The organism is Pseudoalteromonas sp. SM9913, from assembly GCF_000184065.1.
GTDB classification, from domain to species: domain Bacteria; phylum Pseudomonadota; class Gammaproteobacteria; order Enterobacterales; family Alteromonadaceae; genus Pseudoalteromonas; species Pseudoalteromonas tetraodonis.
Window position 1 is genome coordinate 2,582,330 of record NC_014803.1, and the last position, 19,781, is coordinate 2,602,110.

Genomic DNA, 19,781 nt, shown 5'->3' on the forward strand with positions numbered 1-19,781 from the left:
GACAAAATAATTACACTTTATTGATTACATGTAAACAATACAATGACTTAACACTTAAGCTGCGTGCTAAAAAGAACTAACAGGGAGAGGTAGTGAATTAAGAAGATGCAGCAAACCACGGCGCTAAATTTAACGCCGTGTTGGGCTCTTTTTTACTGACAACTGATAGCTAAAAACTGAACGCTTTTATTTACGTCTTCTATTTGGCGCTCTTTGCCCTGTAATACGTTTTTTATCGCGATCTTTACGCGCTTTGTTGGTGTTTTTGCGGTTATCTTTAGGTGGCTTATTTAAATCAGGTTCATAACCTTCAAGCCACTGTGGTGCTAAACGCGTATCCAGCAGTACTTCAATTTCTTCAAGCAGCCATTGCTCATCTAAGCTCACTAATGACATTGCAAGGCCTTGCTCGCCAGCTCGTCCTGTACGGCCAATACGATGCACATAGTCTTCAGCTATGTATGGCAATTCAAAGTTAATTACGTATTTAAGTGCCGGTATGTCTAAACCGCGCGCAGCTACATCAGTGGCTACTAAAACACGTGTACTGCCCTCTTTGAAGTTATGGAGAGCTCGGTCGCGAGCACCTTGTGATTTATCACCATGAATAGATTCGGTTTTTAAACCATCTTTACACATTTCTTTAGCAAGTTTATCGGCCATTTGTTTTGTGCGGGTGAATATAAGCACTTGGCGCCAGTTTTTCATGCCAATCATGTGCGATACCAGTTCGCGCTTTCTGTCTTCATCTACTGCGTAAATAACTTGTTCAACCTCTACAGCAGCAGAGTTGCGCTTATCGACTTCAATAAGTTCAGGGTCTTTGAGCAATTTTTTACTTAGCTCAAATACACTGTCATCAAAGGTGGCGGAAAACAGTAAGGTTTGACGATCGCCTGGGATATGACGCAGTATTCGTCTAATTTCGTCAATAAAACCCATATCAAGCATACGGTCTGCTTCATCAAATACCAAAGAGTCCACGCTTGAAAGCACCACACTGCCCTTCACTATATGATCAAGCAAGCGCCCTGGCGTTGCCACTATTACTTGCGCTGTTTTAAGTGCTTTGATTTGTGGGCCAATGCTTGCGCCACCATAAGCAAGTGCACCTTTTATATCTGTACCTTGTGCGTATTTTTCAAAACTAGCGAATACTTGCTGAGCAAGCTCTCTAGTGGGCGTTAAAATAACCACACGAGCAATGCCTGGTTCGTCTTTTTTAGTGGTATTTAAAAGCTTATGTAATAGCGGCAAAACAAAAGCGGCTGTTTTACCAGTACCAGTTTGAGCGCTGCCCATAACGTCTTTGCCCGCTAAAATTGGCGGTATCGTTTTGTGCTGAATGGCGGTAGGCGTAGTGTAATTATTTTGCTCTATTGCCGTTAATAGTAACGGGTCTAGGGCTAGTGATGAGAACGATGTGGCAGACATAAGCTTGGCTTTAAAATAACAAAGAACGCTATTATACCTGAGCTTTAGTAATAAAAAAGGCGCTAAATAGCGCCTAAGTAAAATGAAGTATTTAAGCCGGTTTTAATGTGGCTTTACGCTCATTATAAAATGCAATTAAATCATCTACGGTGCTTTGACAGTATTCACGAATACCCGATACCACCATGTGTTTTTCACCAAAACCCACCTTTTCGCCGTTTTCGAGTAAATTAAAGCGCAAGGTTATTTTGCCGCGTTTACCAGCGTATTCAAAGCTAGGCTGTGCAAACTCTAGGGTCGGTGATTTAATATCAATGTTATTAAGGTTAATGATCATTGATTCATAAATAATCATAGGACGCGCAGGGTTTATCATTACCTCTTGCTTGCCCATTAAAGGAATAATTACATGCGGGAACGCAGCACCTGAGAACTCAACATAATTTTTTATTAAACTGTTTGTAAGTGTTGGGCATTTACTGGTTTTACCGTCGCGTTTAACCTTTAAAATTACTTTTTCGCCATGGTTTACATCAAACTCTTCTCCAGGTTGTTCTGGAAAATTTAGTTTGGTATTTTCATCAACCATACCGGCAAAGGTAAACTCCATTCGCTCACTAATGCCATAGCGGTCTAACACTAGAGAAAAAAGTAAGTCTCCTGGTGCGCAAAACTTTTTAGCGTCTTTATCATGAAGCGGGTTGTAGTCGTCGGCTACACATTTAGCAAAGCGACAACCTTGCTCACGAGAAATTGAAACATAATCAGCATGCTGCTGATAGTAAGGACTTAACATAGTGTGTTCACTGCTTAAACTGCTTATAACCTAGCTATACTACCAGAAAAAAAATCTTGAGAGGTCGAATCTGTTTAATAAAGGCGAAAAATGATAATTTGCAACTCGCTAATTAACTAAGTAAATTAGGCAAATACGAGTTTAAGGGATTAACTAATGAAGTATTTTTCTTTATTAATATGCGCGGTTTCATTATTAACTGGCTGTAATAACATTACTTACACAACCAATATCGACGACGAGGTTTTATCAGAACACGTTTCAAGCCACATTAAAAAACGTGGTCTAGAGCAATTTTACAGTGTTCAGGACGCTCTCGATAGAGGTGCAAGCCCCCTTGGTGGAATAAAAGGCGAAAGCTGCGATGTATCAGATGATATGCGAACATCCTCAATTAGCTATAACCGTTTGAAATCACAAGCCATAGAATCCCTTAAAAACGATGTGCTTTATTTAGGTGGCAATGCATTTACACTGGAGCAATGCCAATCAGTATCCCGCTACAATTGTGATTTAGCCGTTACTTGTACCGGACAAGCCTATAATTATTAATAGCTCAAAATTATCTAATTGAGACTATAACGCTATGTGATTCGTTTTCTCTCATTTCCCCTATCAAACAACAAGCAGTATTTGCCAATGACTTTTTACTTTTTAGCTGCCGCTATTTTATGTGTTTTCCCGCAGTGTAAACTCTCTGTATTTCGCCAACCATTATGGCGATACTTATTGCTGCTAAGTATTATTAGCGCCTATTATCAAGAATATATAAATTTAAACGCGGTTGCTGTTATAGCTGTTTATGTGGGATTGTTTCACTTTACGCTATTGGCAACCTCAGCGTTAAAACGTAATGTTCTAACGTCTTTATTTATAACAGCCTCACTCGGGTTGGCCTTACATTGGTTTGCGGGTTTTAATAACCTGCCTATTGTTGTTAATGAACAAATCACCAGTAACGCAATTGCATTTACCTTGTATGCTAATTTTGATAAAGCATTAGCGGGTTTAATACTGGCCGCTTATGTTTTTGAAAAAAATAAAACGGCAAAGCCAGTAACTATCGGCTACCCTGCTTTAATTATAGTTATTACTATTTTAGCGGCGCTCATAACTGCTTTAACGTTAAACCTTGTTGAATTTGCGCCAAAAGTACCTGAATTTTGGTTGTTATTTATAGCTATCAACCTACTTTTTACCTGCGTTGCAGAAGAGGCATTATTTAGGGGAGTGATACAAACTAAGCTTTCAAAACTAATAACCCCGAGCAGGTTTGCACTGCTCGCACCGGCTATCAGTACTTGTGTATTTTCACTGGCACACTTTTCAGCGGGTACTCATTATATGCTCGTGGCGGCCGTTGCAGGTTTTGGTTATGGCTATATTTACTATAAAACTAGCCGATTAGAATGGGCCATTTTATGTCATTGGCTCGTTAATGTGTTTCATTTTTTCTTATTTACTTACCCTATGCTGGCAACTCCATCTTAGAATTACAGGCACAAAAAAGCCGCTTAAATTAAGCGGCTTTTGAATCTGTATACGCGATTACGCACTTGGGTAATCGCGGTATGCGCGTTCTATCTTTTTAGCCTGCTTTTTAGAAATACCTAAATGGGCAAGCGCGACACGTAAACGTGCACGCGATAGATCTGATCCTAAAATCTCCATTGCATCTAATACCGAGGTAGACGATGTTTTGCCGGTAATAGCCACAAATATAGGCTCTAAGAAGTCTTTAATTTTAAGCTCGTGGAAGGTAGCGACTTCTTTTGCAATTGCAAAAATAGCTGGTTTTTCAAAACTACGTAAGCCTTCTAGCTGCCATACAAAAAATTGTAATGCTTGGCGAATAACATCTTCATCAGCTTTACCGGCTGTTAATAGCGCTGGATCGTAAGTCGGGATACCGCCTACAAAGTGCCCTGCTAAATCAACCATGTCAGAGAGCGTATTTATACGCGTTTTAGCTTCTGGTAATACTTTAGCCAGCATGTCGCCATTAAATTTCCAGTCAACAAAACGCTGCATTAGCTCTGCATCAGTTAGGTTTTCGCGGATCCACATACCGTTTAACCAGCTTAACTTGTCTACGTCGAATACTGGGCCACCAAGCGATACACGCTTCATGTCAAAGTGCTCAATCATCTCATTAAGGGTGAACTTTTCACGCTCATCAGGCATTGACCAACCCATACGGCCTAAGTAGTTAAGTACCGCTTCTGGTAGGTAACCCATTTCTTTATAGTAATTAATAGACGTTGGGTTTTTACGCTTAGACAGCTTTGATTTATCTGGATTACGCAATAATGGTAAGTGACCTAGTACGGGTGCTTCCCAACCAAAATCTTCATAAAGTTTTAATAGCTTAGGCGCTGAGTTTATCCACTCTTCACCACGGAAAATGTGGCTAATTTGCATATGGTGATCATCCACCACGTTAGCTAAAAAGTACGTTGGAAAACCATCCGCTTTTAATAGCACTTGCATGTCAACGTTTTCCCACGGGATCTCAATTTCACCGCGTAGGTAGTCGTTAAATTTAAACGTGCCTTCGCTTGGGATTTTCATACGAATAACGTACGGTTTACCCGCTGCTAAGTTTGCTTTAATTTCGTCTTCGCTATGGTTTAAGCCACGACCATCGTATTTAGGACGCAGACCTTCGGCCATTTGTTCTTCACGCATTTGGTCCAGCTCTTCGCTGGTTGCGAAACAATAAAATGCTTTGCCGTCTTCAACTAACTGATGGGCGTATTTTTTATATAAATCACTGCGCTCAGATTGACGGTATGGACCAAACTCACCACCTACATCAGGACCATGATCCCACTCAAGGCCTAACCAGCGTAAGCTATCCATGATAGCTTGTTCAGATTCAGGTGTGCTGCGAACTTGGTCAGTATCTTCAATACGAAGTACAAATTCACCGCCTTGCTGTTTAGCAAAACAGTAATTAAATAAGGCAATGTAAGCGGTGCCAAGATGCGGGTCACCAGTTGGCGACGGAGCAACACGGGTACGAATTGTCATGGTAATGTCTCTTTTAATAAGTGAGATGGTATGAAATACCAATAAATATTTTAAGCGGCTACTTTGTTTAAGTAAGCAATAATATCGTTTGATTCATAAAGCCATTTTACTTGGCCATCTTGCTCAATACGTAAACAAGGTACTTTAACTTTTCCGCCTTGCTCTAATAGCTCTTGGCGGTATTGCTCATCATTTTTTGCATCGCGTGTTTCAATTTTTAAGCCTTCACGCTTAATTGAACGGCGCACTTTTACACAAAAAGGGCATGCTTTGAATTGATAGAGCTTAAATTGTGCGGTTTGCTGATCAAGCTTAGTTTGCTCTTGCGGATCACGTTTTTTGCTACGCGGCGTAAAAACAAAATTAAAAAATAAGATGATACAACCTAAAACCCAGCGAACTAATTTCATCTTCAATACTCTTTACAACAAATTTAAGGTGCAAGATTTTAACACAAAAAAGCGCAACACTATAAGCGGATTATACGTTGCGCTATATCGTTAAAAAAGTGCTTAATTACAACACCACCATATCATCTCTGTGTAGCACTTCCACGCCGCTGTCGTAATCAAGTAATTGGCTGATTTGATTAGAGTGTGCGCCTTTTATTTTATCGATTTCAAGATGGCTAAAGCGCGTTAACCCACGTGCAATAATTTGCTCGTTTACATCAATTAAGTTAATTAAATCTCCGCGTTCAAATTCACCTATTGCACGCGTAATGCCTTTAGCAAGTAAACTGGCGCCCTTAGATTGCAATGCATGCACCGCACCGGCATCAATTAAAATTTGGCCGCTACTTTTAGGCCCTGCCAATAACCATTTTTTTCGGCCATCTTTAGGGGCGGTAAGTTTTAAAAAACGGGTGCCTGGCAGTTGCTCGCTCATGCATTTTAAAATCACGTTTTCATCAGCGCCTTTGGCGATAATCACCTCAACCCCAGCTCTTCTGGCAATATCGGCTGCCTGTAGTTTGGTTGCCATACCCCCTGTGCCTAGGTTTGTACCGCTGCCACCTGCAAGTTGGCGTAACTCATCATTAATATGAGTAACTTCGTCAATCAAGGTGGCGTTAATGTCAGTGCGCGGATCGCTTGTAAATAACCCTTGTTGATCGGTCAGCAATAGTAATTTATCGGCATTGGCCAAAATAGCCACTAATGCCGATAAGTTATCGTTGTCACCTACTTTTATTTCACTGGTAGCAACCGCGTCGTTTTCATTGATGATCGGCACAACATCATAATTTAATAAGGCATTGAGAGTATCGCGGGCATTTAAATAACGCTCTCTGTCGTCAACATCGGCGCGCGTTAGTAGCATTTGCCCCACGTTAACACCATACAACGCAAATAAGCTTTGCCAAATATGAATAAGCTGCCCCTGTCCAATGGCGGCCAACATTTGTTTGTCTATTAATGTGCGCCCACAGGGTTTTAATAACTGTTCGCGACCTGCGGCAACCGCACCACTAGAAACTAAAATAACCTGGTGACCTTGCTTTTTTAGCTCACAGCATTGGCGAACAAGTTCCACCATATGTGCTTTGTCTAACTTATCGGTACCGCCAGTGAGTACGCTTGTACCTAGCTTTACAACTACTACCTGATCCCTTTGCATGTTTTTTACTTAGCGCAATAAATGATGAATTTATTTATACCAGTTCGGTATTTTTGAACAAGTAAAAAATATTCAAGCACCCCCTCTGCGTGCTAGGATCGCACTATATTCAACCGATTAAATTACACCTTATGCCTGCCAGTTTATGTTTAATTATTGCCACCTTTTTGTGGGGTAGCTCCTTTATTGCACTTAAATACGCGATTGCGATTTATGATCCGGCCTTGGTGATATTTTTACGTATGCTCACCACTTTACTGATTTCGTTATGTTTATGGCGTTACGTAATTCGTTTTGAATATTTAAAAGGCGATTGGAAGTATTTATTAGGCATGTCGCTGGCAGAGCCTTGCTTGTACTTTTTATTTGAAGGCCACGCAATGGAGTACACCTCTGCATCTCAGGCGGGGGTTATTGTGTCTTGCTTACCCATTATTGTGGCATTTTTAGCGTTTTTCATGCTCAAAGAGCATATTAGTAAAGCTATTGTGGTGGGTTTTACGCTGTGTATTGGCGGCAGTATTTTATTGACCTTGCTCTCACCGAGTTCAAGCCAAGCACCAAACCCGTTATTAGGGAATTTTTTAGAATTAATGGCCATGGTGTGCGCGGCATTTTATACCGTGTGTATAAAACATTTAGCTAACCGCTATTCCCCACTCACATTAATTGCTCTGCAAGGCGTGAGTGGTAGTTTGTTTTTTGCTCCGTTTTTATTATTTATTGACCTTCCCAGCGAAAACCAACACGATTTAACCGCACTAATGAGCATTTTGTACTTAGGCTCTTGTGTTACTTTGGGTGGGTACGGTATGTACAACTACGCGATTAGTAAAGTGTCGGTGTTAACCGCAGCGGCTTACTCTAATTTAATTCCAATTTTCACTTTAATTTTGTCAGCCATTATTCTTAACGAAGTACTGACACTTGGCCAGTGGATCAGCATATTTGTGGTGTTTATAGGCGTAATGATAAGCCAACGCCATCAAGAACTAGTGGTCGATATTCCTAACGCCACCTCGGGTGAGGATATTTCAGCCGATACTAGCCACCTTAAATCGGTCCCCGAGGCCAGTGAATCAAAAGGGTAACAGGTTAATAAATACAGCCCTGCTTGATGCAAAAAATCGGTGTTGTACTGATTAATCACCTCAACATGTGTCACTGAATAATGCTGCACTTTGCCATTTTGTAATTGCAGAGAAAATTGCTCCCCCACTTTAGCGTTTTTTAAAAACGCAAAGTGGGTATCGTTGTGCCCGGCAATAAGTGCTCCTTGCGAATTACCAAAATCAGCCCCACCCAATTCCCCCGCAGCTAAAAAATGACTGGGCGCAAACGCTAAGTTTCTACCACTTGCGCCATCGAGCACGGTTAGTCGTTTATTATGCTTTGGCCATATTATTTGTGCCACTGGGTAACTATCAGCATAAAACCACGGCTTAATTTTTTTATTGGGTGATTTAAGGGCTGTTTGCCATGCTTGCTCTATTAACACTTGTGCAAGCCATGCCTTTGCCTGCATATATGCACCATGGCCAAATAGGCTCAGTCCTAAGGCTAGTAAACCTATGCTCAACCACTTTTTCATTTACAGCGCCTTACTAACAACAGGCCACCTAGTAGCATTAAAGCTCCAAACACAATATGCATTTTGCTTTGCCCATCAGTTTGCGGCAAGCGCATGGTCATTCCTTGTGGCATTGAATTAGCCACTTGTGTAGTTTGTTTGGCAACTTCTTTAATGGTGCTCTCTTCTATGGCAATAAACGCAGTAAATGGGCTAAGTAACTGATGCTCAAGCGCAAGTTGCTGCACTTGCTGTTTTACTTCACTTTGTTGGTTGTATAGCAATAATGACTTTATTTTTTGACGTGCCCAGAGCTTATCAATTCCTGTGGCTTTTGAGCTTGCTTGCGAATTAAGCTTAACCTTAAACTCCCCATGCGTTGTTTGCCCAGTAAAAGTAATTGTATCGGTATTATCTAATTTAATAGCCACCATAATAGGCTCAGCAAAATACAGATCCGGTAATGGGGAGGGCCAAAAATCTAAGCTGTCTCCATTTGTATTTGTTAACGCTAAATTAGTCATCGCCGGGTGAGCGAGTTTATCAAACAACTGCTGCATTTTTGGCTGCACATCAAAGGTGCTACCAATAAAGGTATAAGACCCCTTACCTATATCAGCAGCGCGGCGCATAAAAAAGCGATTAGGTGCGCTACCAATGCCGACGGTAAATAAGCGGCTGTCACCTAAAGTGCGCGCAATACTTTTAAATAACTCATCTTCGTTACTCACGCTACCATCGGTTAAAAACACCACTTGGCGTACAAAACCCTCAAACTGCGCACCATTAAGTACGGCATCAAGCGCACCTTGTATTTCAGTACCACCGTCGGCTTGCAAGTTATAAATAAAGCGCCTTGCACGGCGTAAATTAAAGTCACTAGCAACTAAAGGGGTATCACTCATGGCAGTAACCTGATTATTAAAGCCAATAATATTAAAGCTATCATCACTATCAAGTAACGAGAGTGCGTAAAACAATGCTTTTTTAGCTTGCTCCATAGACTGCCCATGCATAGAGCCCGAGGTATCAACCACAAACACCATTTCACGCGGCAAACGCTCAGACTGGGTAAACTGATCGCTTGGCGGCATCAACATCGCTAACGCAAACTGCTCACCATTTTTTGCTTGCTGAGTAAAAAGTGCGGCTTGAGCTTGCGCTTTTTGTAGTGGCTTAAACTCCAGTACAAAGTCTTTATTTATTGCTTGCTGTGGTTTTAGCACAATGCTGTATTGCCCAAACGCAGAGTTTTCAATATTTACCTGATGGTACTTAGCGTTTATATCAACCAATTCTAAGCCTATATCCATGTTAATTGTTAAGCTTAAATCGCTGGCATTAGCCGCCTCATTGGTTTGCTTTGTATAAATAGGGCTTAACCATCCTTGTGGAGTAAACGAAGATGTATGATCACTTTTTACCGTACGCTTATCTTGCTCTTCGTTCAGTTTCCCTGTTGTTGCATGATACCGTGGCGTTATTGTGGTTGGAAAATGAATCGCAAAGGTTCCATGCTGGTAATCAATAATCTCTTGATATTCAAGCGTTATAACAATCTCTTCACCAGGCCCTATATTCGCCACATTTGTAATAAACATATTTGCACGCTGCTGACGAACCAAAGAGGCCTGCTTCCCTGCTTGCTTGGCAGTTTGATACTGTTTTTCTGCTTGGTGTTTTTTTGCTATTTTACCGTGAATCACTCGCTCACCAATACGCATGGTCATTGCTTGCACGGCACTTTCATCGGGTAAAGGAAAAACATAACGTGCATTTACTGCAAAAGGATTTTCATTTATGTAGTGCTGCGTTACTACAACATGATTAATTAGTCCTGTTAGGGTCATTTTTGCATCGCTTTTTAAAATCACCCCAGGATTAACCGCCACTCCTTGGCTATCAAACAAGGATAGTTTTGGCGACTGCGCATGGCTTTTAAAGCTGGCCAAAAGCACGATAATAATAAAAATAAAAAGGCTTACCTTGGTAAGCACTTTGGTGGGTTTACTCAACATAAATCACTCCCTCGAACGCACGCTGTTAATTGCTTGCTGTTTGGTCAGTCGTTTGATTTAGCGCACGGGTGGTCAGGGTAACGCGTCTATCAAAAAAGTTATCTTCAAGGGTGTTACTGTTTGCTATGCTTTGCTGCTCGCCAAATGCTTGTGCGCTTAAACGTGTATGGCTAACCCCCTGTTTAATTAAGTAACTTTGTACGGCGTTTACTCTGGCTTTTGAAAGTAATAAGTTTGCTTGCTCTTCACCACGCTGATCGGCAAAGCCACTCAAATCAAGAGCGAGTTGCGGTTGGCTTTTTAATAACGCAACTAATTGATCAAGCTGCTTGGCAAAATGAGGAGCAATATCGCTAGAGCCTGTTTTAAATTGCACTGTCATCGCCAATAAATTATTAAGCTGTGATTGCGTTAGTTGCTCATTTTGCTGAGCCAGTAGCTCAAGTTGCGCTTCTAAGTGGCTGTTATGATTAAGAACATGTTGGTAGTCGTTGGTTTTCTCTGCCATAACTGTTAAAGCTTGTTGCTGCTCGGCAATAGTTTGCTCAGCCACCTTGGCATCGCCAATTAAGCCACCAGCAAATGCACCTACAAACGCGCCAATAGGCCCACCAACAACGCCACCGATAATGGCACCTGTGCTTAGACCAACTATGGTTTCCTTTTTTGCTTCTTTTGATGGGGTATCCGCAGCAAATACTGGCGTACAAAAAGTGCTAACAAGTGTGAGTGCGATTAATGTTTTCTTCATGATTTATTCCTTACTATTGGTAATGGGTTGGCAAGCAATTGGTTGGCACTTGCGTTGTATCTGTAATTTCAATAGTTGTATTAAAACATCATGAAGTGGCAACAAAGGGGATCAAAAATGGCAAACTGCTGAGCAATTGTGGCAAAAAAATGGCAATTGTGTTTTTAACCGTACTTAGCGCAAAAACTTCGCTATAGTGCGCCTAAGTCAATATGAGTAATTAATAAAAATGAAGAAAATAGCCATCATTGAAGATGAAACCGCAATCCGCGAAAACTACATAGAAATGCTGAGCGCTCAAGGCTATCAGGTGAGTGGTTATGAAAACCGCCCTCAAGCAGAAGCGGCCTTTAAAGAAGCGCTTCCCGATTTAGCCATTGTTGATATTGGTTTAGGCCATGAAATAGATGGCGGCTTTTTACTGTGCCAAACACTGCGTTCACTGTCTAAAACCTTACCAATTATTTTTTTAACTGCTCGCGACAGCGAAATAGACACCGTATGTGGCCTGCGCATGGGCGCCGACGACTACTTAACCAAAGATATTAGCTTAGCCCATTTAGCTGCGCGTATTGGCGCGCTATTTCGCCGTATGGAAGCATTAGAGCAACCCGCCGATGCTAACGCACTGATAACACGCGGCCAACTAACGCTCGATACGCAACGCATGCAGGTGCTTTGGCAACACCAGTTAGTTGATTTAACCGTGACTGAATTTTGGATGCTGCATTCACTCGCCCAGCGACCAGGGCACGTTAAAAGCCGTAATGAGTTAATGAGTGATGCTAAAATTTATGTAGACGACAGCACCATTACCTCGCATGTAAAACGTATTCGTAAAAAGTTTATAGCACTCGATAGCCAGTTTGACTGTATAGATACCGTGTATGGCATGGGCTATAGGTGGGAGCAACCCACATGCTGAGATTTGGCCTACGCAGTAAATTTATCCTACTTTCGTGCTTTTTGTTTTTGTTGCCATGGTTAGGCTACGAATATGTATGGGAAATGGAAAAGTTTTTACGCCAAGGCCAAGAAAAAACGTTGGTAGGCACTACACGCGCACTGGCCACGGCCCTGCATGAACGCCCCGCTTTATTTGACGAACAAACCAACTTTTTAGATCAAGTTGTAAAAGGTCGCGATCTCTATGCTTATAATTTAAAAAGCCCGATTCAGCTCGATGGCAAACTCAACGACTGGGACGCTTATCAATCGCTGTTTTGGCTTTATGATAAACGCTACTTACAAACAGCCAATGATAACCATCAACTGAGCGACTTATCATTTGAGCACATGGTGGGTAAGTTTGATAATTACTTATATGCTTTATTTAAAGTCACAGATGACACTGTAATTTACCGTGCTAAAAACAGCCTCAGCATTACCAATAATGACTATGTAAAAATTGGTCTAAAAAACCCTGATGGACAATTTAATACTTATATTATTGCTCCGCGCCAAGATGGCTGGGTCAACGCATTTGATGCCAACAGTAAAATGCCTTTTACTAAAATTCAGGGCTTTTTTAAACAAACTGAAACAGGTTACAACCTTGAGCTGCGCTTTCCTTTGAGTATGCTTGGCAATAAACTGGGGTTTGCCATTGCCGATGTTGATAGTAAACAACCAAACCAAACACCTAATATCATGTCTACATCCAACTTAAATAACCCAAATGATTTAGGCTCAGTACTGGTGCCCTCCCCTGAGATAAACCGTATATTAAAAGGCATGGGCCACAGCGGCAGTCGCATTTGGGTGGTCGATAATCATCACCGTGTTTTAGCGCAATCGGGCAGTATTCAAAATGCCGATGGCGTATGGGCTGATGGGCTAAAAAATCAAGCGCCAAAAACCGCATGGCAACGCTTTGAACAAACCTATTTGCATCCTTTGTATTATAAAATTTTAACGCGTCCTGAAGATGAATTTATAGATACCTTACACGATGTCGCTTCAATGCAAGGCGCTCATTTAGCCAAAGCACTGAAAGGTCAACCGGCCTCGTCTTGGCGACTCACCCCCGATAACAAAGCGGTGATATTATCGGCCGCGTATCCTATTTGGATTGAGGATAAGGTTATTGGCGCAGTTATAGCCGAAGAAACCACTAATGGCGTGCGCACACTGCGTAATAAATCGCTGGAAAAACTATTTAATGTGATTTTAGCGGTCATGTTAATTGGCACAGTCACTTTGTTCTTTTTTGCCTCACGTATATCAAGTCGTATTAGGCGACTACGCGATACAGCAGAGCAAGCCATTGATGCACAAGGGCGGGTAACAGGCTATATAAATTACAGCGATGCCAATGACGAAATTGGCGATTTATCGCGTAGCTTTTCAAATATAGTGAGCCGACTTGGTGGCTATACCGATTATTTAGAAAATATGTCGTCGCGCTTATCTCATGAGCTGCGCACGCCGGTTGCGGTTGTACGTTCATCACTTGAGAACTTACAAAGCTTGCAGCAAAGTGAACTGAGTCAAAAATACCTTGAGCGTGCCAGTGAAGGAGTTGAGCGTTTAGGGAAAATAATTACCACTATGAGTGAAGCAACCCGCCTTGAGCAAAGCATTCAAAGTAATGAGCCAGAGCCGTTTGATTTACAAAAAGTGATTAGTGGTTGTATGCAGGGCTACCAACTTACTTACCCTAACCAGTTATTTACACTCAACATTTGCCAAAGCACACTGCCAATGCAAGGTGCCCCTGAATTTATAGCGCAACTGCTCGATAAGCTAATTAATAATGCCTTGGAATTTAGTGAAGCCAACACCGCGATTGAAGTCAGTCTGAAGCAAAGCGAAAACAAAGCAACATTAACGGTAAGTAATACAGGTACTTTATTGCCTGAGGGGCTTACTGAACATATTTTTGATTCTATGGTATCGGTGCGCAGCCAACAAATGCAGCAACAGCCGCATTTGGGTTTAGGGCTATATATTGTCAGGCTGGTGTGTAATTACCATAACGGCAGTGTTATCGCGCATAATAATGAGCAAGACAATGGTGTGGTGTTTACCGTGAACCTGCCTTTAAATAATTAAACAAAAAGCGGTTTAATTATAAACCGCTTTATTTTAAAGCTTTGCAGTTACAATTTAATTCACACACAAGTGTAACGATTCACTTTTAATTCATTCGCTCAGTCTTAGTCTACTCACCTAGGAGGAGTCAAAATGAAAGAGTTATTAGAACCCGAAGAAATAGAGTTTATTCTCGATTTATATCGTCCTAATGCAGCCAATAACCATGCTCAACAGGGCGCGACTAAAAAGCACAAGGTAAGTAATAAACAAGCCATGCAAGCTGAGGCTTTAGCTCGTAGTGCTTAACTACACAAACCTTACAAGTTAGCCATTAAGCTGTAAAAACGCTTTAATACAGTCTATTTCTGCCTGCTTGACCGTTTCGCCTATTTCAGGGCCTTTTTTACCGCTTTTAAGCGCATCTTGCACTATTTGTTTTTTATCCATTTTTTGTAGTTCATTGTGAATTGCACGTAATTTAGCGGCTTGTGGGTAGGGCTTATCTACCAGCGTTTCGCCTCGTCCTTGTGCATCACACTGGCACGCTTGAGTAAATGCAATAAAACGCTCTGGGTGCACTAATGCATTTAAATTAGTGACGATTAATTTATGAATAGTTTGCGGCCTTAACTGTTCAAGCGTGTGGCAAAGTGTATGGTTATCACTGGTAAGCACACCGATATCACGAAAGCGATTAGGTATTTTTAAACGTTCACAAAAGGCCTCAACCACCGCAACCCCTTCACGTTCATGGCCGCGTAAATTCCCCTGTTTTTTGTAACTGAGCGCTTTACCAAAATCATGAGTTAAAGCAGCAAAACGCGTTTCTAAATTAAAGTTTAAATCGGCTGCTCGCCTAAGGACTAACATAGTATGTACAAACACATCTCCCTCGGGGTGATGATTTGCAGGCTGTGGGGTGTTTTTCATCTGTTCAATTTCAGGAAAAATACCTAAGCCATCTAATGCTTGAAAATAAAGCTCAGGGTGTTTTTCACCAAGCGCTTTTTCTGTTTCAAGCCATACTCGCTCTGGCACTAAATGTTCCAGCTCGCCTTTATTTTTAAGCTCCTGCATTAATGCAGTGGTACTTGGATGAATAGACCATTCACTGCCATAACGGGCTAAAAAACGGGCAATACGTAATACCCGAACCGGGTCTTCTACAAATGCTTGGGTGGTGTGGCGCAGCACTTTATTTTTTAAATCATCTTGACCATTAAAAGGGTCAATAATAGTGTCGTTTTCGTCAAGTGCCATAGAGTTTATGGTTAAATCTCGGCGTGCTAAGTCTTCTTCAAGCGTAACATTGGGGCTCGCATCCACTACAAAGCCGGTATAACCTTTACCACTTTTACGCTCGGTACGCCCTAGTGCATATTCTTCTTTAGTGTGTGGGTGCAAGTAAACGGGAAAATCACTGCCAATAGGTAAAAACCCAAGCGCTTCCATAACCTCTGGCGTTTCACCAATAACAACGTAATCGTTATCTTTTGATTGTATGTTTAGCAGCTTATCTCGCACTGCTCCGCCAACTAGGTAAACTTGCTTTAAGCTTTGTTGCACTTTATCCCCAACCACTACTTTTAAGGTTTTCTTTGATGTTAATCATACCTAATCGCAATTTAAAAATCAGCGTTGTTTGCCAAGCTTTAGTAAGCTCATTACAATAGTGCATTATTTTTTTATACCTAAACTCACCTTAACTAATGAAAAAACATTCAGCAAAAAAAGAACTTAGGTTACTACCCATCCTTTTGATCGTTATTATTATGTGTGTTGCGGGGCATTTTTTGCTGCAAGCTAATTTTCAAGACAGTCATTTGGTCGAATACCTATTAGCCGCGATTCCATTTGCTATGTTTGGCTTAGTGATAGTGGCCTTTAAAATGGCCGCTAAAAGTGAGCAACAAGAAAGTGATGAGTAAATAAGTTACTGATAGTTTTTTTCTGCTTTAGTGACTTTATATAGGTAGCGTCTTGATTCCGCACGTGAGTGCTTAGTGGTGAGAATGTTATAAAACTGGCTTGAAGTAAGCTGATTTATTTGTGAAAACGCCACACTTCTATTTTTATTAAATATACGCAATACATTACCCGCGCCACCGTTATAAGACGAGATCATGGCAAAGTGCTTACTTTTATCGGTATTAATTTTATGTAAGTAATTATTTTTTAAAATACTTAAATACGCGCTGCCAATATCAATATTATGTTTTGGATTAAACAACACTGCTTTGGTTGGCTGCCCGGGTACTTTTTTAATTTTTTGATACACATCCCGCCCTGCAGTTGCGGGGATCACTTGCATTAATCCATATGCGTTTGATGAGCTCACCGCATGTGGATTAAAGCTACTTTCGGTTTCAATAATGGCATAAATAAGTGCTGCCGATATTTGATATTTTTTTGCAGCCGTCAGCACATAATCACTGTACTTTTGCTTTCTTAAATGAGCATTTTGCTCCACTAAATTAAAACTAACTGACGAAATAACATGTCCATATTGTCGTTGCTTTTTTAAGTTATTATTTACTAAATAACGCGCAAATCGATTAGCACGCCAAGAGTATTTTATTGGTAACTTATCTTGGTCGAGTACTTGTTGATATAAAAACGGTTCGCCTTCTAATATGGGGGCTTCGCTGGTAAAAATATCGGTTTTATCGGGGTCGCTGGAGGTCAGTAGGGTCATAACAATGGCCTGCTGTAACAAGCTTATTGTATTTTTTAACGCGATGGTTTCTACTTTTACAGTGCCTTGCTCAAAATCAATAATGGCACGAGCTTGGTAATCATTACTGTATTTGACGTATTTTTTTGCACTAGGCTGTTGCGTATTTTGCTTACCCCACTTGCGCCCAACAACGCTTTCTAATGCAGCTAAAAGCTGTTTTACGCTACCAACCTGTGCTTTAATAGAGCGGTGTGTTTTTTGTGCTTGCTTGTGAATTGCAACCACATTGGTAGGGTCGTTTTTTACTTGCTTTACCAGTTTATTTAAATCAACAACGGGCGGTAAACCCGACAGTGATTTACAGCCACTTAAGCCAACTAGCAAAAGTATAAACGCATACTTTTTCACACAATATCCAAACAAATGCTTAGCAACTATAATACATGATAACCAAACCAGTCCGGTTTAATTGGTTGTGCTTGGCCGCTTGGGGTTAGCTTAATATTAAGCTGACTATCGAGTAAATCAATCGCAAAGCAGTCATCAACATCATATAAATCATCTTTATGAAGATGACTCAGCCCTGCTAATAAGTCATTTTTAGCGCGTTGTTTCGCTTCTTCACTACTACTGGCAACATACAAAGCAAAGTCGTGTTGCTCTGCCATTGAGTCGCTTCTGTAAGCGCCTAAATTAACAAAATAAAGCTGTTTGTTTTGCTCAACAGAACCATCAACAATGTCAACTTGGTAGCCATCAATGTGATTGACTGCCATGTAGCTATCCATGTGTACACTGTTTTTATCACCCACCCATTGGCTTTTTAGTTTGGTATAGGTTTGCTCAATGTTTTGGCCTACCACAAAACGTACGTCGTGCATTTCTATGTGGCAACCTTGAATGCGTCCACCTAAATACACCATGAATAACTGCATGCTCACTTCCTTTTAAAAACCAAATTAAATTAAACTATCTACGTCAATCTCATGCTTTTTAATCAACTTATAAAAATCAGAACGGTTGCGCTTGGCAAGTTTAGCGCCTTCTGCCACATTGCCCCCTGCCATTTTCAGGGTATTAATTACATAGTCTCGTTCAAACTCTTTTTTAGCTTCATTAAGTGATAATGGCTCAACGTTGCTTTCATTACTGTTGAGCGCACTAAGCACTAAATGTTCAGATATAACCTCACTGGGAGTCAACGCAACCACCTGCTCCACCACATTTTGTAATTGACGTATATTACCTGGCCAATCATACCTTACTAGGGCATGCATGGCATCGTTTGCAAAGCGCTTTTCTTTTTGCTCCATACGCTTTGCGATGTTGGCACTAAAAAAGTTGGCTAATAAGCTAATATCTTCACGGCGTTCACACAGCGGGGGCAACTTTAAGTTTACGACGTTTAACCGGTAGTATAAATCTTCTCTAAACTGTTGATTACTAATCGCTTCAGGCAGGTTTTTATGGGTTGCAGAAACAATTCGTACATTAATGGGAATTTCTTCTTGAAAGCCCACAGGGCGAATGGTTTTTTCTTGCAGCACACGTAACAACTTAACTTGTAAATTAAGCGGCATATCACCAATCTCATCTAAAAATAAGGTGCCGCCTTGTGCTTGCTGAAATAGGCCTTGGTGATCTTTTACAGCTCCTGTAAATGCCCCTTTTTTGTGACCAAATAGCTCTGATTCTAATAGCTCACCAGGCACGGCCCCACAGTTTATTGCCACAAATGGACCGTCACTAACATGGCTATGCTGATGAATCGCCTGCGCAAGCAACTCTTTACCGGTACCGCTGGCACCAGAAATAAGCACGTTAACTTGTGTAGGCCCTAATAGTTTCACTTGCTCCAACAAATGCAGCATAGCGCCACTGCGGGTGACAATATTACTTTGCGGGGCGACTTCATCATTATTAACCCCATGTATCTCAATGGCTTTGGCTAGGCTGTCAAACAGCTCATCTTTATCAACGGGTTTTGTGATAAAGGCAAAAATACCTTGCTTGGTGGCCTCTACCGCATCAGGGATAGATCCATGAGCCGTCATCATAATAACAGGCAACGCAGGGTAGCGGTTTTGCAATTGTCGGTGCAGCGCCATGCCATCCATTTCATCCATTCTTAAATCGGTGATCACCGCATCAAACACTTGGTTTTTAAGTAGTTGTAATGCGTTCATACCACTATCACAGGTCGTTACTTCATAACCCTTTGATTGAATTCGAATCGCCAGTAATTGCAGCAAGCTGGCATCATCATCAACGAGTAAAACTTTAGCACTTGATGGAAGTGTGACTGACATAGTTACTGCTCCTTGGTTTCTTCACGTAGTAAAAGTTGCTGTTCAATTGCGGCTAATGACGACAAGGTTTTTTGCATTTTGGCGTTCAATGCTTGCTGTTGTTTTTTTGCATCTATTTGCATTAATACGTGCTGTTTTTGCAGCCATAAATAGTGCTTTATATCATCGGGCCAATAGTACGCCTGATCCAGCTTAAGTAATTGACTCATCACAGTATTGGGGTCACTACTAAGCTTTAAACATGCTTTACTAAAAAACGCTTTCAGTGCTTGCTCCCCTAAGTAGGTTTCATTGCTAGGCGCTAATTTAAAACCACCGCACTGATTGGCATGCCAAGCAATAACTTGCGCTGCAGAGGGATATATTGGCTCTGATTTTGGCCGAGGTTTGGGATTTGGCTGATTCGTTTTGCTATCTGGCTGAGAGGGTACATTTAATGCTGATTCACCCTGTGTTTGAGTGTTTGTTATTTCACACCCAGATAAAAAAACAAGACTGCTGGTTAGCCATACAATAGCCATTAAACGCGCAGACATA

Annotated in this window: 20 protein-coding genes; 7 read left to right on the forward strand and 13 right to left on the reverse strand. The window is 41.2% G+C overall.

The window, feature by feature from the left end; translation table 11 throughout:
• Positions 1 to 186: 186 nt before the first annotated feature.
• Together PSM_RS11845 and PSM_RS11850 are read right to left on the reverse strand one after the other, a co-directional pair.
• Positions 187 to 1,434 carry a DEAD/DEAH box helicase gene (locus PSM_RS11845; protein WP_010387679.1) on the reverse strand — a complete coding sequence of 416 codons (1,248 nt, stop codon included), beginning with the start codon at positions 1,432 to 1,434 and terminating at the stop codon, positions 187 to 189.
• A 91-nt stretch (positions 1,435 to 1,525) separates the two neighbouring features.
• Positions 1,526 to 2,230 carry a DUF3581 domain-containing protein gene (locus PSM_RS11850; RefSeq protein ID WP_013465710.1) on the reverse strand — a complete coding sequence of 235 codons (705 nt, stop codon included), beginning with the start codon at positions 2,228 to 2,230 and terminating at the stop codon, positions 1,526 to 1,528.
• 156 nt (positions 2,231 to 2,386) lie between these two features.
• On the opposite strand from PSM_RS11850, the gene PSM_RS11855 reads away from it, so the two are divergent.
• A complete protein-coding gene (locus tag PSM_RS11855; RefSeq protein ID WP_013465711.1) occupies positions 2,387 to 2,782 on the forward strand; it encodes a hypothetical protein in 396 nt (131 codons plus the stop codon).
• 87 nt (positions 2,783 to 2,869) lie between these two features.
• Positions 2,870 to 3,721: a CPBP family intramembrane glutamic endopeptidase gene (locus tag PSM_RS11860; protein ID WP_013465712.1), complete on the forward strand. Its 852-nt coding sequence runs from the start codon at positions 2,870 to 2,872 to the stop codon at positions 3,719 to 3,721.
• Between the two features lie 57 nt (positions 3,722 to 3,778).
• On the opposite strand, the gene gltX is transcribed toward PSM_RS11860, so the two are convergent.
• The 3 genes from gltX to proB all read right to left on the reverse strand — a co-directional run bounded on the left by gltX (position 3,779) and on the right by proB (position 6,883).
• Complete coding sequence (gltX, locus tag PSM_RS11865; protein ID WP_013465713.1) at positions 3,779 to 5,263, reverse strand: glutamate--tRNA ligase; 1,485 nt, start codon at positions 5,261 to 5,263, stop codon at positions 3,779 to 3,781.
• A 50-nt stretch (positions 5,264 to 5,313) separates the two neighbouring features.
• Entirely contained in the window at positions 5,314 to 5,673 is a 360-nt protein-coding gene (locus PSM_RS11870) for a glutaredoxin family protein (protein ID WP_008111110.1), read from the reverse strand.
• Between the two features lie 106 nt (positions 5,674 to 5,779).
• A complete protein-coding gene (gene proB, locus PSM_RS11875) occupies positions 5,780 to 6,883 on the reverse strand; it encodes a glutamate 5-kinase (protein WP_013465714.1) in 1,104 nt (367 codons plus the stop codon).
• A gap of 131 nt (positions 6,884 to 7,014) precedes the next feature.
• Between proB and PSM_RS11880 the strand changes: the two genes are divergently transcribed.
• A complete protein-coding gene (locus PSM_RS11880) occupies positions 7,015 to 7,974 on the forward strand; it encodes a DMT family transporter (protein WP_041695769.1) in 960 nt (319 codons plus the stop codon).
• Here the strand turns inward: PSM_RS11880 and PSM_RS18450 are convergent.
• Genes PSM_RS18450 through pdsO form a run of 3 tightly spaced genes read right to left on the reverse strand, consistent with a single transcriptional unit; the run spans position 7,869 to position 11,222 of the window.
• Entirely contained in the window at positions 7,869 to 8,474 is a 606-nt protein-coding gene (locus tag PSM_RS18450; RefSeq protein WP_036979368.1) for a class GN sortase, read from the reverse strand. The two genes, PSM_RS11880 and PSM_RS18450, sit on opposite strands and share 106 nt — an antisense overlap.
• On the reverse strand, positions 8,471 to 10,471 hold the full coding sequence (locus PSM_RS11885) for a marine proteobacterial sortase target protein (RefSeq protein ID WP_013465716.1): 2,001 nt from the start codon (positions 10,469 to 10,471) through the stop codon (positions 8,471 to 8,473). Before PSM_RS11885 ends, PSM_RS18450 begins: the two co-directional genes overlap by 4 nt.
• Before the next feature lie 25 nt (positions 10,472 to 10,496).
• Positions 10,497 to 11,222, reverse strand: a complete 726-nt coding sequence (gene pdsO, locus PSM_RS11890) for a sortase-associated OmpA-like protein PdsO (RefSeq protein ID WP_013465717.1) — start codon at positions 11,220 to 11,222, stop codon at positions 10,497 to 10,499.
• A 229-nt stretch (positions 11,223 to 11,451) separates the two neighbouring features.
• Between pdsO and pdsR the strand changes: the two genes are divergently transcribed.
• The 3 genes from pdsR to PSM_RS18625 all read left to right on the forward strand — a co-directional run bounded on the left by pdsR (position 11,452) and on the right by PSM_RS18625 (position 14,564).
• Positions 11,452 to 12,147, forward strand: coding sequence for a proteobacterial dedicated sortase system response regulator (gene pdsR / locus PSM_RS11895; RefSeq protein ID WP_013465719.1), 696 nt, complete (start codon positions 11,452 to 11,454; stop codon positions 12,145 to 12,147).
• Positions 12,141 to 14,276: a proteobacterial dedicated sortase system histidine kinase gene (gene pdsS / locus PSM_RS11900; RefSeq protein WP_013465720.1), complete on the forward strand. Its 2,136-nt coding sequence runs from the start codon at positions 12,141 to 12,143 to the stop codon at positions 14,274 to 14,276. Before pdsR ends, pdsS begins: the two co-directional genes overlap by 7 nt.
• 132 nt (positions 14,277 to 14,408) lie before the next feature.
• The gene (locus PSM_RS18625) at positions 14,409 to 14,564 is read left to right on the forward strand and encodes a hypothetical protein (protein ID WP_010387666.1); all 156 of its coding nucleotides are present in this window, start codon (positions 14,409 to 14,411) and stop codon (positions 14,562 to 14,564) included.
• An 18-nt stretch (positions 14,565 to 14,582) separates the two neighbouring features.
• Here the strand turns inward: PSM_RS18625 and PSM_RS11905 are convergent, their stop codons facing one another.
• A complete protein-coding gene (locus PSM_RS11905; RefSeq protein ID WP_029610018.1) occupies positions 14,583 to 15,824 on the reverse strand; it encodes a multifunctional CCA addition/repair protein in 1,242 nt (413 codons plus the stop codon).
• Positions 15,825 to 15,967: 143 nt separating this feature from the next.
• Here PSM_RS11905 and PSM_RS11910 point away from each other — a divergent pair, with 143 nt between their 5' ends.
• Positions 15,968 to 16,186 (forward strand): hypothetical protein, encoded by a 219-nt coding sequence (locus PSM_RS11910; protein ID WP_024602373.1) that lies wholly within the window; start codon positions 15,968 to 15,970, stop codon positions 16,184 to 16,186.
• Between the two features lie 5 nt (positions 16,187 to 16,191).
• Here the strand turns inward: PSM_RS11910 and PSM_RS11915 are convergent, their stop codons facing one another.
• Genes PSM_RS11915 through PSM_RS11930 form a run of 4 tightly spaced genes read right to left on the reverse strand, consistent with a single transcriptional unit; the run spans position 16,192 to position 19,780 of the window.
• Positions 16,192 to 17,343 (reverse strand): murein transglycosylase domain-containing protein, encoded by a 1,152-nt coding sequence (locus PSM_RS11915; protein WP_013465723.1) that lies wholly within the window; start codon positions 17,341 to 17,343, stop codon positions 16,192 to 16,194.
• A gap of 26 nt (positions 17,344 to 17,369) precedes the next feature.
• A complete protein-coding gene (locus PSM_RS11920) occupies positions 17,370 to 17,870 on the reverse strand; it encodes a DUF1543 domain-containing protein (protein WP_013465724.1) in 501 nt (166 codons plus the stop codon).
• A 24-nt stretch (positions 17,871 to 17,894) separates the two neighbouring features.
• Positions 17,895 to 19,244 carry a sigma 54-interacting transcriptional regulator gene (locus PSM_RS11925; protein WP_013465725.1) on the reverse strand — a complete coding sequence of 450 codons (1,350 nt, stop codon included), beginning with the start codon at positions 19,242 to 19,244 and terminating at the stop codon, positions 17,895 to 17,897.
• Positions 19,245 to 19,246: 2 nt separating this feature from the next.
• On the reverse strand, positions 19,247 to 19,780 hold the full coding sequence (locus tag PSM_RS11930; protein ID WP_013465726.1) for a hypothetical protein: 534 nt from the start codon (positions 19,778 to 19,780) through the stop codon (positions 19,247 to 19,249).
• Position 19,781: the final 1 nt, after the last annotated feature.